Raw genomic sequence first — 14,806 nt, forward strand, 5'->3', positions numbered from 1 at the left:
TAATCATGGCAGCTAAAGAAGTACGTTTTGGTGATGACGCTCGCAGCAAAATGCTAAAAGGCGTAAACACACTAGCTAACGCAGTTAAAGTAACACTAGGTCCAAAAGGCCGTAACGTTGTTCTAGACAAGTCTTTCGGTGCACCTACTATCACTAAAGATGGTGTGTCTGTAGCGAAAGAAATCGAGCTTGAAGACAAGTTCGAGAACATGGGCGCGCAGATGGTAAAAGAAGTTGCGTCTAAAGCGAACGACGAAGCAGGTGACGGTACAACTACTGCAACTGTACTTGCGCAAGCAATCGTAACTGAAGGTCTTAAGAGCGTTGCAGCGGGTATGAACCCAATGGATCTTAAGCGCGGTATCGACAAAGCAGTTGCAGCGGCTGTTGAAGAGCTTAAAGCTCTTTCTACTGACTGTGCAGACAGCAAGTCTATCGCACAAGTAGGTACTATCTCTGCAAACTCTGATTCAGAAGTTGGCGATATCATTGCTCAAGCAATGGAAAAAGTAGGTAAAGAAGGTGTAATCACAGTAGAAGAAGGTCAGGCACTTCAAAACGAACTAGACGTTGTTGAAGGTATGCAGTTCGACCGCGGTTACCTATCTCCATACTTCATCAACAACCAAGAAAACGGTACTGTTGAACTAGACAACCCGTTCATTCTATTGGTAGACAAGAAGATTTCTAACATCCGCGAACTACTTCCTACCCTTGAAGGCGTAGCGAAAGCTGGTAAGCCGCTTATGATCATCGCTGAAGATGTTGAAGGCGAAGCGCTTGCTACTCTAGTAGTAAACAACATGCGCGGTATCGTTAAAGTTGCAGCGGTTAAAGCACCAGGTTTCGGTGACCGTCGTAAAGCAATGCTTCAAGACATCGCTATCCTAACTGGCGGTACTGTAATCTCTGAAGAGATTGGTCTAGACCTTGAAAAAGTACAGCTTGAAGACCTAGGTACTGCTAAGCGCGTAGTTATCAACAAAGACAACACCACTGTTGTTGACGGTAACGGCGACCAAGAAGCGATTGAAGGCCGTTGTGCTCAAATCAAAGGTCAAATTGAAGAGTCATCTTCAGATTACGACAAAGAAAAGCTTCAAGAGCGTCTAGCTAAGCTTTCTGGTGGTGTTGCAGTAATTAAAGTTGGTGCAGCAACTGAAGTTGAAATGAAAGAGAAGAAAGACCGCGTAGAAGATGCACTACACGCAACTCGCGCAGCGGTTGAAGAAGGTGTGGTACCTGGTGGTGGTGTAGCACTAGTTCGCGCAGCAGCTAAGCTTGCTGAGCTTACTGGCGACAACGACGACCAAACAGTAGGTATTAAGCTTGCGCTACGTGCAATGGAAGCGCCTCTACGTCAAATCTCTATCAACTCAGGTGCAGAAGCATCAGTAGTTGTTAACGAAGTGAAGAACGGCGAAGGTAACTACGGTTACAACGCTGGTAACGACACTTACGGCGACATGCTAGAGATGGGTATCCTTGACCCAACTAAAGTAACGCGCTCTGCACTTCAGTTCGCATCGTCAATTGCTTCATTAATGATCACAACTGAAGCAATGGTAGCTGAACTACCTAAAGAAGAAGCAGCGCCTGCAATGCCTGATATGGGCGGCATGGGCGGTATGGGCGGTATGATGTAATCACCCCCAAAGCTTTACGCTTTAAAGAAAAGCGCAGCTCTTGAAGCTGCGCTTTTTTGTATCAATTACTTTGCCATAGTTCTTAGGCCTAATCTGCACTAACTCAAACTCCTCTTTCATATTGTCATTTCTGTCGTAAAAGTCGCATTTAAAAGTTTGGTTTTGACAGGTTTTTTCGCGTGAAATTTTATATAAGATTTTATCTTATTGATTAAATTAAGTTTTATTTTATGCGCTTTATCTAATAAAAGTATCCAAAAGTATAATGGCTAAAAAAAGATCAAAAATAATACTTTAAAAGACAGCGTTAAATTAATTTAATCCAAGAACAAAGCTTAATTGCAGATTAAGGAAAGCTTAGGGCCCTACGTAATCGGGGGTACAACGCGTATAGCCAAATTTTCTAGCACTTTCATTGAAACTTATATCTTTGTCAGCTTATCGATTTGGTTAATGAAAAAACAAAATTACTAAACTAGAGGTTAAAGCGATGGGTGTAATGACATGGCTAGAAGACTTTTCTTCTGCAACTGATGCGAAGCAGGCGCAGCGAAATAAACAAGCGCTGAATGCAACAACATGCTGCATAATGATGGCAGATGCCAATCGCAATATAATTTTCGTAAATGACGCCGTCCAAAAATTACTGAAAGACAACGAGTCTAAACTCAAGGCCGTTTTACCTAACTTTTCGGCTTCCAACTTAGTTGGACAAAACATAGATCAGTTTCATAAGAACCCCTCCCATCAGCGTAATGTGCTAGCTGAATTAAAGTCTACAATGGTTTCTTCCGTTACTATTGGCGATTTGATATTTAAGCTTACGCTCACCCCTCTTTTTGACCAATCAAACAAAAACATTGGAACTATGGTTGAGTGGGTAGATCAATCTGAGCTATTGATTAAAACAACTATGCTCAATGTTCTTAACAAGGCACAAGCGGTCGTTGAATATACAGCAGATGGTGTTATCCAAAATGCTAATAGTAAATTTCAAGAAATAACAGGCTACGATGAGTCGGACTTGATAGGAAACCATCACAAAATACTCTGTACTACGAGTGAGAAAAAATCTGAGGCTTATTCAGAGTTCTGGAGAGAATTACGCAATGGTAATGAGCAAGAAGGCGAATATTGCGTTATTAGCAATAGTGGTGACGAAATTTGGTTACAGGCTTCATTTAACCCTGTTATGAATGAAGCGGGCAAAGTAATCAGAATAGTGCAGTTTGCTAACGATATTACAGAAGCTAAATTGAAAAACGCTTACTTTGAAGGCCAGATAGATGCGATAAATAAAGCGCAACCTGTGGTTGAGTTTGATATGGGCGGAAAGGTGTTACATGCAAATGATAACTTCCTCTCTTTGATGGGCTACAGCTTAGAAGAGATAAAAGGGCGTCATCATAGCTTATTTGTCGATGAAGAGTTTAAGCGCAGCATCGAATACAGTCAGCTCTGGGACCAGCTTCAAGACGGTATACTTGTAAGTGGTGAATTCAAACGTACAGGTCGAGGGAATAAGGAGGTATGGGTTCAAGCTTCATACAACCCTATATTCGACTTAAGCGGCAAGCCATTTAAAGTCGTACAGTATGCCGTAAATATCACAGGCAGGAAGCAGGCTATTAATGACATCAAAACTACAATGGGTGAACTAGTTAAAGGCAATTTGGACTGCAAGATAGAACACAAATTTGAAGGTGAATTTGAGGTTCTTGGAAACGCAATAAATCAATTTGTTGAACAAATGTCCAACACAATTGGCGCGATTTATACGGCAGTTGAGACTATTAATACAGCCTCATCAGAGATTGCAACTGGTAATTCAGACCTCTCAAGCAGAACAGAGCAGCAGGCTTCTAGTCTAGAAGAAACTGCGTCGAGTATGGAGGAGTTAACCGGTACCGTTAAACTCAATGCAGAAAACGCGGCGCAAGCTAATGGGTTAGCATCCCAAAGCTGCGGCGTGGCAACCCAAGGTGGAGAGCTTATCAGTCAAGTCGTTGATACCATGTCACTAATCAACGAGTCAGCGCAAGAAATTTCAGACATTATTGGTGTCATAGACGGCATTGCCTTCCAAACCAACATTTTGGCGCTAAATGCTGCAGTCGAAGCAGCCAGAGCCGGTGAACAAGGGCGAGGCTTTGCAGTTGTTGCTTCGGAGGTAAGAAGTTTGGCCCAACGTTCGGCAGAAGCCGCAAAAGAAATTAAAGAGCTAATTTCTAACTCAGTAAGCAAAATAGAGAGTGGAAACACGCTAGTTAGGCAGTCAGGTGAAACAATGCAAAACGTTGTAGAGTCGATAAAGCGGGTAAACGACATTATGACTGAAATTGCTGCGGCTAGTTCTGAACAGGCCTCAGGCATTGAAGAAGTGAGCAAAGCCATTGTGCAAATGGATGAAATGACGCAGCAAAATGCGGCACTTGTTGAAGAAGCTGCTGCAGCAGCCGAAAGTTTACAGCATCAAGCAGGTAACTTATCGCAAAAGGTGTCCATGTTCAGTGTTGCAAAAAGACCTATTGAAGTGCAGGCCTCTGCTTTATCTTCAGTAAGTAACAACCCAAAGCTAGAAGATAAAGCTGCTGAACATCTGAATTTGTTAGACACAAAACAAGTGCTTAAACCAAGCATACCTGCCTCAAGTGAGTGGGAATCGTTTTAAACATTTGAGCAAAGGTCTTAGCTAGTCTTTACTTTAGCTGAGACTTTTGTGATTTTTAGAAATGAGCTATCAGTCGGAGTTCTGCATAGGGTAGTGCGTCAAGACGTTGAACTGACCAATAGAATGTAAGCAGTTTACTAGGGTATAATTAGCTAGCACCATTTAAACCTCATTAACCTCGATACGCATTAGGTCCAACACATGGCAACGGCTTCCGCACTTCACATTTTGGTAAAAACAGAGAAAGAAGCGCTTTCTATTTTAGAGCAGCTTAAAAAGGGTAAGGATTTTGCGACGTTAGCAAAGCGCCATTCCAAATGTCCGTCGGGTAAGCGTGGCGGCGATCTTGGTGAATTTCGTCGTGGCCAAATGGTAAAAGCTTTCGACGATGTGGTGTTTAAGAAAGAGGTGCTTAAAGTGCATGGGCCAGTTAAAACTCGCTTTGGTTTTCATCTAATCCGCAGTAGCTAGGCAATAAAAGAAAGGCTTCAAGCGCCTTCCTGTCATCACATATTAGACCGGCGATGCGCTAGTTACCTGGCTCCCACTTTTCACCGCATACTGAATTTTTTGTGAATACGGCGTAGGGGCTGTTGGTGTCGTGCAGTGAATTGCGTAGCGCTGCGCCGTGATCTACCGTAATAAAAGGTGTGTCAGAGGCCTTGCCTTGCCCGTCCAACATAAAATAGTCGCTTGTGTAGCTTGTTAGCATCATACGGTTTTCATACCCCATATCAGTTAAGCGAACCCGGGTAATGGCTTTGAACTTAGCGTTAGGGTTTGAAAGCCCTACAATCTTTTTAAAAAAGTAGCCTTTATCAGATTGCAGCTGCGAAAAACCGTTTAAGGTGTTAATCAGGGTTTTCAAATCTATGGCTTCGCGCTGCAGCATAAAGTCGTGATGAATAGCATTCCCGTCTTTTCTAAGGCTGTCCTTTGACGGTGTTTTGCCGGCTGTATAGGCCTGCTCTGTTTCAAACGAAGAGAGCGTCTCTTGTCCTACTTCTGCATAGTTAACCAGTGCGCTTGTGTTCATGTTTACGTAGTAGTCGCTGATCCCCGCAGGTACCACTTCAAACAGCATAACATCTGGCGTTACAGCGCCGCGCTCTTCAGGCGTTTGAGGGCCTTTGGCTGCGCACTTGTCAGAAATGAAATAGTAATATTGGCCAGCTTCAATAGCGAAAGCTGTATTGGACAGCACCGCGCAGGTGGCCAGAAGTAGTAGCTTAGAAGTGAGCTGCTTAATTGCCGTTACAGCACTGCCTATTTGCATATCAAAGACGCCTTATTGTTTTGATGCATTTATGTGTAAGGCGTCATTGTAAGGGCTTAGAAAACAAAGGGCGAGAAAACCAGGGAAAATTAGCTTAGTTGTTTTTTTCGTTGCCAGAGCTTTCTAATTTTTCTATCTCTTTCCAAAGTGTCTCAGACTCAGCCGTTAACAGCGAATACGTTTTGATATCACCATTTCGTTGTGCATGCATGGCTTTCTCCAATAAGGCATCGTATTGCTTGCGCATTTTTTTCGTGGGGTTGTTTTTAAAAAGTCCAAACATGGAAAAATTTCTCTTTTTAGTAGTTTGCGGTATAACGCAATAAGGGAAGGTTTCGATCACCACACTTAATTAACAAACTTTCATGGTAAGAAAGCGAGATCTATTTTTCTTCAACAGATTCTTCATTTCGTATGCGCCCCACCATTGTAAAAACTTCCTTGAAGTTAATTTCAACATTTACGTCTGTACAAAAAATAATCACATTTTTCTTTATTCACATTGTGAATAAGAAAATATCGAAGCCATTTATTATCTGTATGCCATTTCTTTATTCGTATTAGTTATTAGTCGTAAGGAAAAGGTAGTGGTTAAGCATAAGTCTTTCGCGTAGCTTTGCTCTGCTTTCGCCTAAAAATAAAGCGGTCCCACGGATGAGTACTGCAGAAAAAAGAGCGAATAAAGCAAAAATTGAATGTAATTTAGCCAAGGAATGCTAAGCATAAGCGAATTAAATGGCTGTGCAGCATAAGGTTGGTGTCATTCTCAAATTGCCAACAAGTGAGGAGGTGTATGTGTGAAGATCATAATATTAAATGAGTCAAAAGCGCCGGATACGCTCAATAATGTGGAGAAGCGCTGTGCGGCTACGCCAAGTAGCGCTCAACGTCTGGTGAAGAAAGGTGCAACTTTACTGCTCGAAACAGGTGCAGGAAAGGGGGCTGGTTATTCAGATAACGAATATCAAGATGTGGGCGTCACAATCCTTGATGATGTGAATGATGCATTATCAACAGCAGATATGCTGGTAGCGGTGAATAAACCTGCCGATGCGCAGCTAGCGTTGATGAAAAAAGGGGCCATTGTGGTAGGCCATCTTGACCCTTTCTTTCAGCAACCGCTTATTGAATCAATTGCAGAAAAAGGGCTGACCGCCATTTCTGTAGAAATGATTCCACGCTCATCTCGCGCTCAGAAAATGGACGCATTGAGCTCGCAAGCCAGTCTTGCCGGTTACGTAATGGTGATGCAGGCAGCCAATCAGCTGCCATCAATACTCCCTATGATGATGACACCATCAGGTACCATAAAGCCAGCGAAGGTATTCATTATTGGCGCAGGTGTAGCGGGCCTTCAGGCCATTGCAACGGCTAAACGCTTAGGGGCAAACGTGTTAGCTTACGACACCCGTGCGGTAGTGGCAGAGCAAGTAGAGTCTCTAGGCGGCAAATTCCTTAAAATAGACATTGGTGAAACAGGCCAAACGAAAGACGGTTATGCAAAAGAGCTGACAGACGAACAAAAAGCGAAGCAGCAAGAAGCGCAGCGCGACGCTATTGCCGACTCTGACATTGTTATAACTACCGCCCAACTGTTTGGTCGCAAACCACCTGTTCTTATTTCAAAAGATACATTAGCGCTCATGAAACCAGGCAGTGTGGTGGTTGATATGGCGGCTACATCGGGCGGTAATGTTGAAGGTTCAGTTGCTGGCGAAACAGTTGAAGTTAACGGTGTAAAGGTAATCGGTAAAGGTAACTGGAGTCAGTTTGTGGCTAAAGCCGCCACCGACATGTACGCCAATAACATCTACAACCTTGTGGATGAGTTCTTTGACGATGAAACCAAAACCTTTGGGCTGAATCTAGAAGACGACATTCTGGCTGGCTGTGTTATTACCCACGACGGCAAGGTAACCAACGACATGCTTAACAACGCATACAAAGGAGCCTAATCATGGAAATCATTTACCTACTTTTCATAGTGCTATTGGCTGCTTTTTTGGGTTTTGAGTTAATTCGAAAAGTACCTGCTACTTTACATACGCCTCTAATGTCTGGCTCTAATGCGATTTCGGGTATTACGTTAGTGGGGGCATTGGTTGCCTCGGGTAGCGACAACAACTTGCTAACCACAATTCTTGGTACGGCTGCGGTAGCGCTGGCCAGTATAAACGTGGTGGGCGGTTATCTTGTTACCGACCGCATGCTTGGCATGTTCAAGAAAAAAGATAAATAAGGAGTACGCAAGTGAGTGATATCGTAACTGTAATAAACCTTGCGTATGTAGTTGCTGCGGCACTATTTATCCTAGGACTTAAATTACTTAGCCATCCAGATACTGCTAAGAAAGGTAACTTCATTTCTGCCATAGGTATGCTGGTTGCTGTGGTTGTTACCCTGCTTGATCAGCAAATTATTAGCTATCATTACATCCTGCTGGGTTTTGTTATTGGTGGCGCCTTTGGTGCGTGGAAAGCTAAGACCGTTGAAATGACGGCAATGCCGGAAATGGTGTCTTTATTTAACGGCTTTGGTGGTGCAGCGTCATTACTTCTGGGTTGGGCAACATTAGCCGGAATGAGCCTAATTACCCTTAAAACTGAAAGCGCGTTTACTTTTATTACCCTGTTTTTCACAATTTTAGTTGGGGGGATTACATTCTCAGGCTCGGTGGTGGCGTGGGGTAAACTGTCGGGCAAAATGAGCTCTAAAGCGGTTATTTTTACAGGGCTTCGCGAGCTAAGCATCTTGCACCTCATTGGCATGGTAGTGATTGGTTATTTCTTCACTACCGATCCAAGCAACCCACTTTGGATTTACTGTGCAATCGCGTTGTCACTAAGCTTCGGCTTGTGGGCGACCATTTCAATCGGTGGTGCAGATATGCCGGTGGTTATTGCACTTTTAAATAGCTACTCAGGTGTAGCGGCGTCTGCGGCAGGTCTCGCTACAGGCAACACAATATTGATTGTTACGGGCCTATTGGTTGGGGCTTCAGGCTTAATTCTTACCAATATTATGTGTAAGGCCATGAACCGTTCATTAATGAATGTGTTGCTGTCTGGCTTTGCCAAGCCAGTAGAAGCGGGTGAAAAGATAGAAGGCGAAATTAAAGTACTGGCTGCACAAGATGCATTTTATGTATTAGAAGCAGCACAAGCAGTACTGGTAGTGCCCGGCTACGGTATGGCGGTTGCGCAAGCGCAGCATGCCGTGCGTGAACTTCAGTCGTTGTTAGAGGAAAATGGCTGTACGGTTGATTACGCCATTCACGCGGTAGCAGGGCGTATGCCGGGTCACATGAACGTGTTATTGGCAGAAGCTGACGTGCCTTATGATCAATTATACGAGATGGATGACGTTAACCCTCGTATGGAGAACTATGACGTGGTTATTGTTATCGGTGCAAACGATGTAGTAAACCCAGCAGCCAAAGAGATGAAAGGCAGCCCTATTTACGGAATGCCAGTTATCGAAGCACATCGTGCGAAAACGGTCTTTGTACTTAAGCGTTCTGCGAATGCCGGTTTTGCTGGCGTAGACAACCCGCTGTTTTTCAAAGATAACACTCGCATGGTATTGGGTGACGCCAAAGACACGATAAACAGTATTATCCGTGAGTTCGGAGACGACTAATACTCTGCCTTTTCTCTTATAGACAACCATTAAAGGCCTGCGTATACGCAGGCCTTTTGTTTAAAGGTATAAAACCTGATTAAAACGTACTACAACTTTAGTTGTGATTGACGAGATTCGGTTTTAGTATGTGAAGGCTATAGAAGTTGAATTCACTATTCATATAGTCATAGAGATGTACGAATAAATGTCGACGACCCCGTTTCATATTGAGCCGTTTAGAAATTGTATTTTGGTCACGCTTCGTGGCAAGTGGGATATGTCCACCAACATTCAGTATCTCGCTAAACTTTCTGAGTGCTTGAAAACCCGTAAAGGTAGACCCTTCCACCTATTTGTAGACATGCGCGGCTGGCAAGTTCCCAATTCAGATACCTTCAATCAAATAAAAGCACCTATAAAGTTAGATCGGCGAAGCCAACTTAGCGAGACATGGTTAGAAGATGACGAGACTGAGGTTGAACATATCGCGCAGAAGTTTTTTAAATCACCGCAAATTAATCTGGGATTTGAGCTTGTGCGTACTCAAAACATCTCGGAGTTTTTAGCGCATTGTGAAGAAAAAGCAGACAAAATAGTTATAGACTATGTTCGAACATGGATAGGCACATAAAAGCTCACGTTCGATAAACAAAATTAGTCGCGACAATAGATATTTTACATCGCAACAATACTCGCGTTCAGCCTTGTGTTGTCTATAATACGCGGCTTATTTTCGCACTTACTTTGCTAGGAATAAACCTAGCCCACTTACACATAGGTGAATAAATTGTCAGATTGGAGCATCGAAGAAGCAGAGCGCGTCTATGGCGTGTCTCAATGGGGTGGAGGCTATTTTCAAATCGGTGAAAATGGCAATGTACATATTACCCCTGTTCCTGAAGATCCTAGCATTCGAATCGACTTTAATTCGGTAATAGAAGATATCCGTAAAGAGGGCGTACAGTTCCCTGTCGTTGTGCGTTTTCACGATATTTTGCGTTCGCAAGTTGCTGGCTTGAACAAAGCATTTAGACGCTCCATCGAAGAAGCTGAATACCAAGGCCAGTACCAAGGCGTGTATCCGGTGAAAGTTAACCAAATGCGCGAAGTGGTTGAAGAAATTGTCGATGCGGGTAAACCATACAATTACGGCCTAGAAGCAGGCTCTAAAGCTGAACTACTTACTGTATTGGCAATGAATACCAACGAAGACTCGTTGACCATCCTTAACGGCTATAAAGACGATGAAGTCATGCGTCTTGCTTTGTTAGGTAGAAAGCTTGGTCGCCGAGTTGTTGTGGTAGTGGAAAAATATACCGAGCTACTTTTACTCGTGAAAATTTCAAAAGAGCTTAACATCGACCCTATTATCGGTGTGCGCTCTAAAATGACCGTAAAAGGGCGAGGTAAGTGGGAAAGCTCTGGCGGTGAGCGTGCGAAATTCGGCTTAACTATTACTGAAATTATCAACGCAGCCCGCTATCTTGAAGAGCAGGGCATGGCCCATTGCTTAAAGCTGCTTCACTTCCATATTGGCAGTCAGCTGACCGATATTCGCGCGGTTAAAGAAGCGGTAACCGAAGGTGCACGTATTTATGCAGACCTTCATAAAATGGGCTTCGAACTAGATTACGTTGATGTAGGCGGTGGCCTTGGTATCGATTACGACGGTAGTAATTCAACGAATGAGTCGTCACGTAACTACAGCATGCAAGAATACGTTGCCGATGTTGTCTATGGCATGAAGGAAATGTGTGACCTTGAAGGTGTACCACATCCGCACTTGGTAAGTGAAAGTGGGCGTGCAATTACTGCGCACCACAGCTGCGTTATTACAGAAATTGTGGGCGAGATTAAATCGAATGCATCGCACATGGATACGTCTGCAAAAGAAGGCGAGCACTTCTTTTTGAAAAATATGCGTGAACTTGCCGATACTTTTGACGAACAAACAAATATGCATGAGATATACAACGACGCGTCTCAGTATAAAGAGCAAGCCCTCGATGCATTTAAGTTGCGTGTACTTACGTTAGAAGAGTTAGGCAAAATAGAAACCCTGTACTGGGATATCATGGGGCGCTTGCAGAAGTGGTATCGAAACGAAGAATATGTGCCAGAAGAGCTGCAAGAACTGGATTACAGTTTGTCGTCTCAGTACCTGTGCAACTTCTCTGTGTTTCAGTCGGCTGCAGATACTTGGGCAATCGACCAGTTGCTGCCAGTCGTGCCACTTATTCGCATGAATGAAGAACCAACGGTAAACTGCTCACTAGTGGATATTACCTGTGATAGCGACGGTAAAATTGATCAGTTCACTATTGGCCGTGAAATTACTGATGTACTGCCAATGCACCCACTTAAGAAAGATGAGCCTTACTATATTGGTTTGTTTTTAACGGGCGCTTATCAAGACGTAATGGGCGATATGCACAACCTGTTTGGCCGCTTAAACGAAGTGCATATTTACAGCTATGATGACGACCCGGAAGACTTTTACATTGAAGAAGTCGTAAAAGGCTCGTCAGTAGAAGACGTGCTAAACGTTATGCAGTATAACCCACGTGCAATGGCATCAGATGTGAAGCGCATGATAGACAAACACGTGTGGGACGGCAACTTAAACCCTCGTGAAGGTGTTCGCTGGACTGATTTCTACGAGAAGTGTTTGGCGGGTTACACTTACCTTAAGCAATAGTAAATAACCGAGAACCTGCTACTTTTTAACACTTAAGTTTCTCAGGTTCATATAGCCGATGCCGCTACTAATTAGCTGCGTCGGCTTTTTTCAAATAGCGCTTCCAAAGTTCCGCTGTTGTAGAGTTAATCATGTTTGACTCTGCGTTCATCAACATCACGTAGCCCACTTTTTTCTCGGGCATAAAGGCAACGTCGGCGCGATAGCCTTTTACCCAGCCGCCATGATAGTTAAGCTGCACGCCATTTAAGTCATAAATACGCCAGCCCAAACCATAATGAGCATCGCTGATCATACCGCGCCAACCCCTGCGATAGGTTTCACGCTTGGTTCTGACTCGTTTTGTTGTGACATAGTCCACCATTTCATCAGAAATCACCGTTGGGAATTCGCCAAGCAGCGCCTGTAAATAAATGGTCATATCTGAAATGCTGGCATTAACTCCTGCAGCGGGAGAAAAGCGGTAGTAGTTGCTTTCAACTTTGCCTTCACGCCATTTATTTCTAGCAATGGCGATATGAGGTTGTGCCCATGACTTTGATGCGAGTAAACCGCCTTTACCAACGCTGGCTGTCTTCATGCCTAATGGTGAAAAAAGGTTTGCCTGCAGCTGGCGCGAGTAGGATGTATTATTGTTGCTAAAGTAGTACTCCAATGCTCCGAAAAGTGCATTTTGATAGGTGTAACATTCGCCAGGTGTACACAAGGGTTCAAGCTCACCGAGAGATTTTAATACGCGCTGTAACGAATAATCGGCTTCAATTAGATTGTCGTAGGCGTTAGGCATAAAGCCACTGGACTGCCCTACAATATGTTGTAGCTGAAGCGCGCCCATACCTTTTCCTGTAAAAGGTATGTCGGGCAATAAAGTGGAGATAGGTGTCTTCCAGCTAAGCTGATTTTTTTCCACAAGTTTGGCCGACAGAAGGGCAGTAAAGGTTTTGGAAACAGAGGCTAGCCTGAATACTGTATCTTCGGTAACGCTCTTCCCGCCTTTTTTACGGGTTTTCCCGTAAACGTAAACCCGCGGTGCTTTTCCCTGCTCGTAAAATACAAATGCATAACCAGGAACATTGTATTTTGACGCTTCTTTTTTAACGTGATTTGCGTAGTCATCTAACCAATCAGCAGAAGCACTCTGAGCTATGAGCATTAGTGTCGCAAATAGCCAAAGTGTAGCTAGGCTAAGTAGTGAAAAGCGCGAAGATTTCAGCATATAGTCAGCTCATTGTGCCTGTGCCTTCAAGGTTACTTCACAGGGCGTTCATTATTATTATCTTGTTATTATGCGTTTAGCCGCATCAATGATCAAATGTCGCTAATTATACTCACTCATTTTAACCCTGGTTTTATAGAGTACCGATTTTGTCGCACTTACACAGTAAAGACGCGATACACTATGCTCTGGTAACGAGTTAAGGGCGAGTGCTGCATACTTATGTTAGATAACAATAATGTGCAAGAAGAAGAGGCGTCAGAAAGGGAAAGTTTAGCTGAGTCCGTATTTTCCAAGGCGAGGCTTAGCAGAGATCCGCGTTTCGACGGGCGATTTTTCGTTGCAGTAAAAACCACGGGCATTTTTTGTAGGCCGATTTGCCCAGCGCGCTTGCCTAAAGAAGAGAATGTTACTTATTTCGAACATGCGACTCAGGCTATGGCGCAAGGCTATCGACCTTGTTTTCGGTGTCGACCCGACAGCGCACCTCGTTCTGCGGCTTGGAAAGGCGTGGGCGCAACAGTAAGCCGAGCGCTATCGCTATTATCAGCCATTCCTATTGAGAGTGTGGCAGATATTGCCTGCCGTCTAGGTATAAGTGAACGCTATTTGAATAAGCTGGTCGTCAATGCGGTAGGTATATCGCCTAAACAGTTTCAAAATATGCAACGTACTTTGTTTGCAAAACAGCTTATTCAACAAACCCACTTGTCGATGACAGATGTATCAGTAACCGCAGGTTATCAGTCGCTTAGGCAATTGCAGCGAGCTGTAGAGCAATATTGCGGAATCTCGCCAACACAGCTTAGAAAAAAACAGGGCGCTGACCAAAAGTCGATATCCTTGTTTCTAGCTTATCGTCCTCCGTATAACTGGCCCTATGTACGTGATTTTTTAGCAGCGCGCGCCATTGAGGGTATGGAGCTAGTTACAGAAAACAGCTACCAGCGTTATTTTTCAGGTCAGTACAGCGCTGGTGTCTTCAAAGCAGAACATGATCATGCGCGCAATGGCTTCACTGTTCACATTGATATGCCAGATCTACGCGCTCTTCATACCGTAATAGAAAACATAAAGCTGGTCTTAGACCTTCACGCCGACCCACTATTAATAAATCAAAGCCTAATGCAGGCAGGGCTGTCACAAGAGCAGCTAACATCAGGCCTACGCCTTCCCAGCGCGTGGAACGTATTTGAAAGCGGTTGCCGCGCTATTGTCGGGCAGCAAGTCAGTGTAAAAGCGGCTATTGGACAGGTAACGCTACTTGTACATGAGCTAGGCGAAAAGGTAACAAACGTAACATCTTCACACGACTTTGATACTGAGGTAAGTGAGCGCTACAGTTTTCCTACACCAGACGCTATCGTTGGCAATGATTTAGAGTTTTTGCGTATGCCACAGGCGCGAAAAAACGCGCTACGCAGCTTTGCACAATTATTTGTTGGCGATAGCATGCCAACTCATGAGGATATCCTTGCAATTAAGGGGGTGGGCCCCTGGACACTGGATTACTTAAAAATGCGCGGCGAGAGAAACCCAGATATTTATCTTGGGGGCGATTTAATTGTTCGTAAGGTGGCGCAGCAGTATCCGATTGAGCCTGATAATGCCGCGCCATGGCGCAGCTATTTAACCCTTCAGCTTTGGCAGCTTAGTAACCAGCAAAAAGAGGCTTAAC

12 protein-coding genes are annotated in these 14,806 nt (G+C 44.0%); 9 read left to right on the forward strand and 3 right to left on the reverse strand.

The features are described from left to right. Window positions 1–5 precede the first annotated feature (5 nt). The 3 genes from groL to ppiC all read left to right on the forward strand — a co-directional run bounded on the left by groL (window position 6) and on the right by ppiC (window position 4,788). Window positions 6–1,646 carry a chaperonin GroEL gene (groL, locus tag ACXAER_RS10945; protein ID WP_474829158.1) on the forward strand — a complete coding sequence of 547 codons (1,641 nt, stop codon included), beginning with the start codon at window positions 6–8 and terminating at the stop codon, window positions 1,644–1,646. Between the two features lie 490 nt (window positions 1,647–2,136). Continuing rightward, the gene (locus ACXAER_RS10950) at window positions 2,137–4,317 is read left to right on the forward strand and encodes a methyl-accepting chemotaxis protein (RefSeq protein WP_474829160.1); all 2,181 of its coding nucleotides are present in this window, start codon (window positions 2,137–2,139) and stop codon (window positions 4,315–4,317) included. Between the two features lie 201 nt (window positions 4,318–4,518). Continuing rightward, on the forward strand, window positions 4,519–4,788 hold the full coding sequence (gene ppiC, locus ACXAER_RS10955) for a peptidylprolyl isomerase PpiC (RefSeq protein ID WP_474829162.1): 270 nt from the start codon (window positions 4,519–4,521) through the stop codon (window positions 4,786–4,788). Between the two features lie 58 nt (window positions 4,789–4,846). Here the strand turns inward: ppiC and ACXAER_RS10960 are convergent, their stop codons facing one another. Beyond that, window positions 4,847–5,593, reverse strand: a complete 747-nt coding sequence (locus ACXAER_RS10960) for a hypothetical protein (RefSeq protein WP_474829164.1) — start codon at window positions 5,591–5,593, stop codon at window positions 4,847–4,849. A gap of 94 nt (window positions 5,594–5,687) precedes the next feature. Further along, on the reverse strand, window positions 5,688–5,876 hold the full coding sequence (locus tag ACXAER_RS10965) for a DUF6435 family protein (protein WP_474829166.1): 189 nt from the start codon (window positions 5,874–5,876) through the stop codon (window positions 5,688–5,690). A 514-nt stretch (window positions 5,877–6,390) separates the two neighbouring features. On the opposite strand from ACXAER_RS10965, the gene ACXAER_RS10970 reads away from it, so the two are divergent. From ACXAER_RS10970 to speA, 5 genes are all read left to right on the forward strand, one after another. Next, complete coding sequence (locus tag ACXAER_RS10970; protein ID WP_474829168.1) at window positions 6,391–7,548, forward strand: NAD(P) transhydrogenase subunit alpha; 1,158 nt, start codon at window positions 6,391–6,393, stop codon at window positions 7,546–7,548. Between the two features lie 2 nt (window positions 7,549–7,550). Further along, the gene (locus ACXAER_RS10975; RefSeq protein ID WP_014951245.1) at window positions 7,551–7,832 is read left to right on the forward strand and encodes an NAD(P) transhydrogenase subunit alpha part 2; all 282 of its coding nucleotides are present in this window, start codon (window positions 7,551–7,553) and stop codon (window positions 7,830–7,832) included. An 11-nt stretch (window positions 7,833–7,843) separates the two neighbouring features. Further along, window positions 7,844–9,232 (forward strand): NAD(P)(+) transhydrogenase (Re/Si-specific) subunit beta, encoded by a 1,389-nt coding sequence (locus ACXAER_RS10980; protein WP_474829170.1) that lies wholly within the window; start codon window positions 7,844–7,846, stop codon window positions 9,230–9,232. 187 nt (window positions 9,233–9,419) lie between these two features. Beyond that, window positions 9,420–9,845, forward strand: coding sequence for an arginine decarboxylase (locus ACXAER_RS10985; protein ID WP_474829172.1), 426 nt, complete (start codon window positions 9,420–9,422; stop codon window positions 9,843–9,845). A gap of 156 nt (window positions 9,846–10,001) precedes the next feature. Continuing rightward, on the forward strand, window positions 10,002–11,912 hold the full coding sequence (gene speA, locus ACXAER_RS10990; RefSeq protein WP_474829174.1) for a biosynthetic arginine decarboxylase: 1,911 nt from the start codon (window positions 10,002–10,004) through the stop codon (window positions 11,910–11,912). 67 nt (window positions 11,913–11,979) lie between these two features. Here speA and ACXAER_RS10995 read toward each other — a convergent pair whose 3' ends face one another. Further along, window positions 11,980–13,128 (reverse strand): serine hydrolase domain-containing protein, encoded by a 1,149-nt coding sequence (locus tag ACXAER_RS10995; RefSeq protein WP_474829176.1) that lies wholly within the window; start codon window positions 13,126–13,128, stop codon window positions 11,980–11,982. A gap of 222 nt (window positions 13,129–13,350) precedes the next feature. Here ACXAER_RS10995 and ACXAER_RS11000 point away from each other — a divergent pair, with 222 nt between their 5' ends. Then, complete coding sequence (locus ACXAER_RS11000; protein ID WP_474829178.1) at window positions 13,351–14,805, forward strand: AlkA N-terminal domain-containing protein; 1,455 nt, start codon at window positions 13,351–13,353, stop codon at window positions 14,803–14,805. The last annotated feature ends 1 nt before the right edge of the window (window position 14,806 follow it).

The organism is Alteromonas sp. AWJ4_199 (assembly GCF_056159165.1).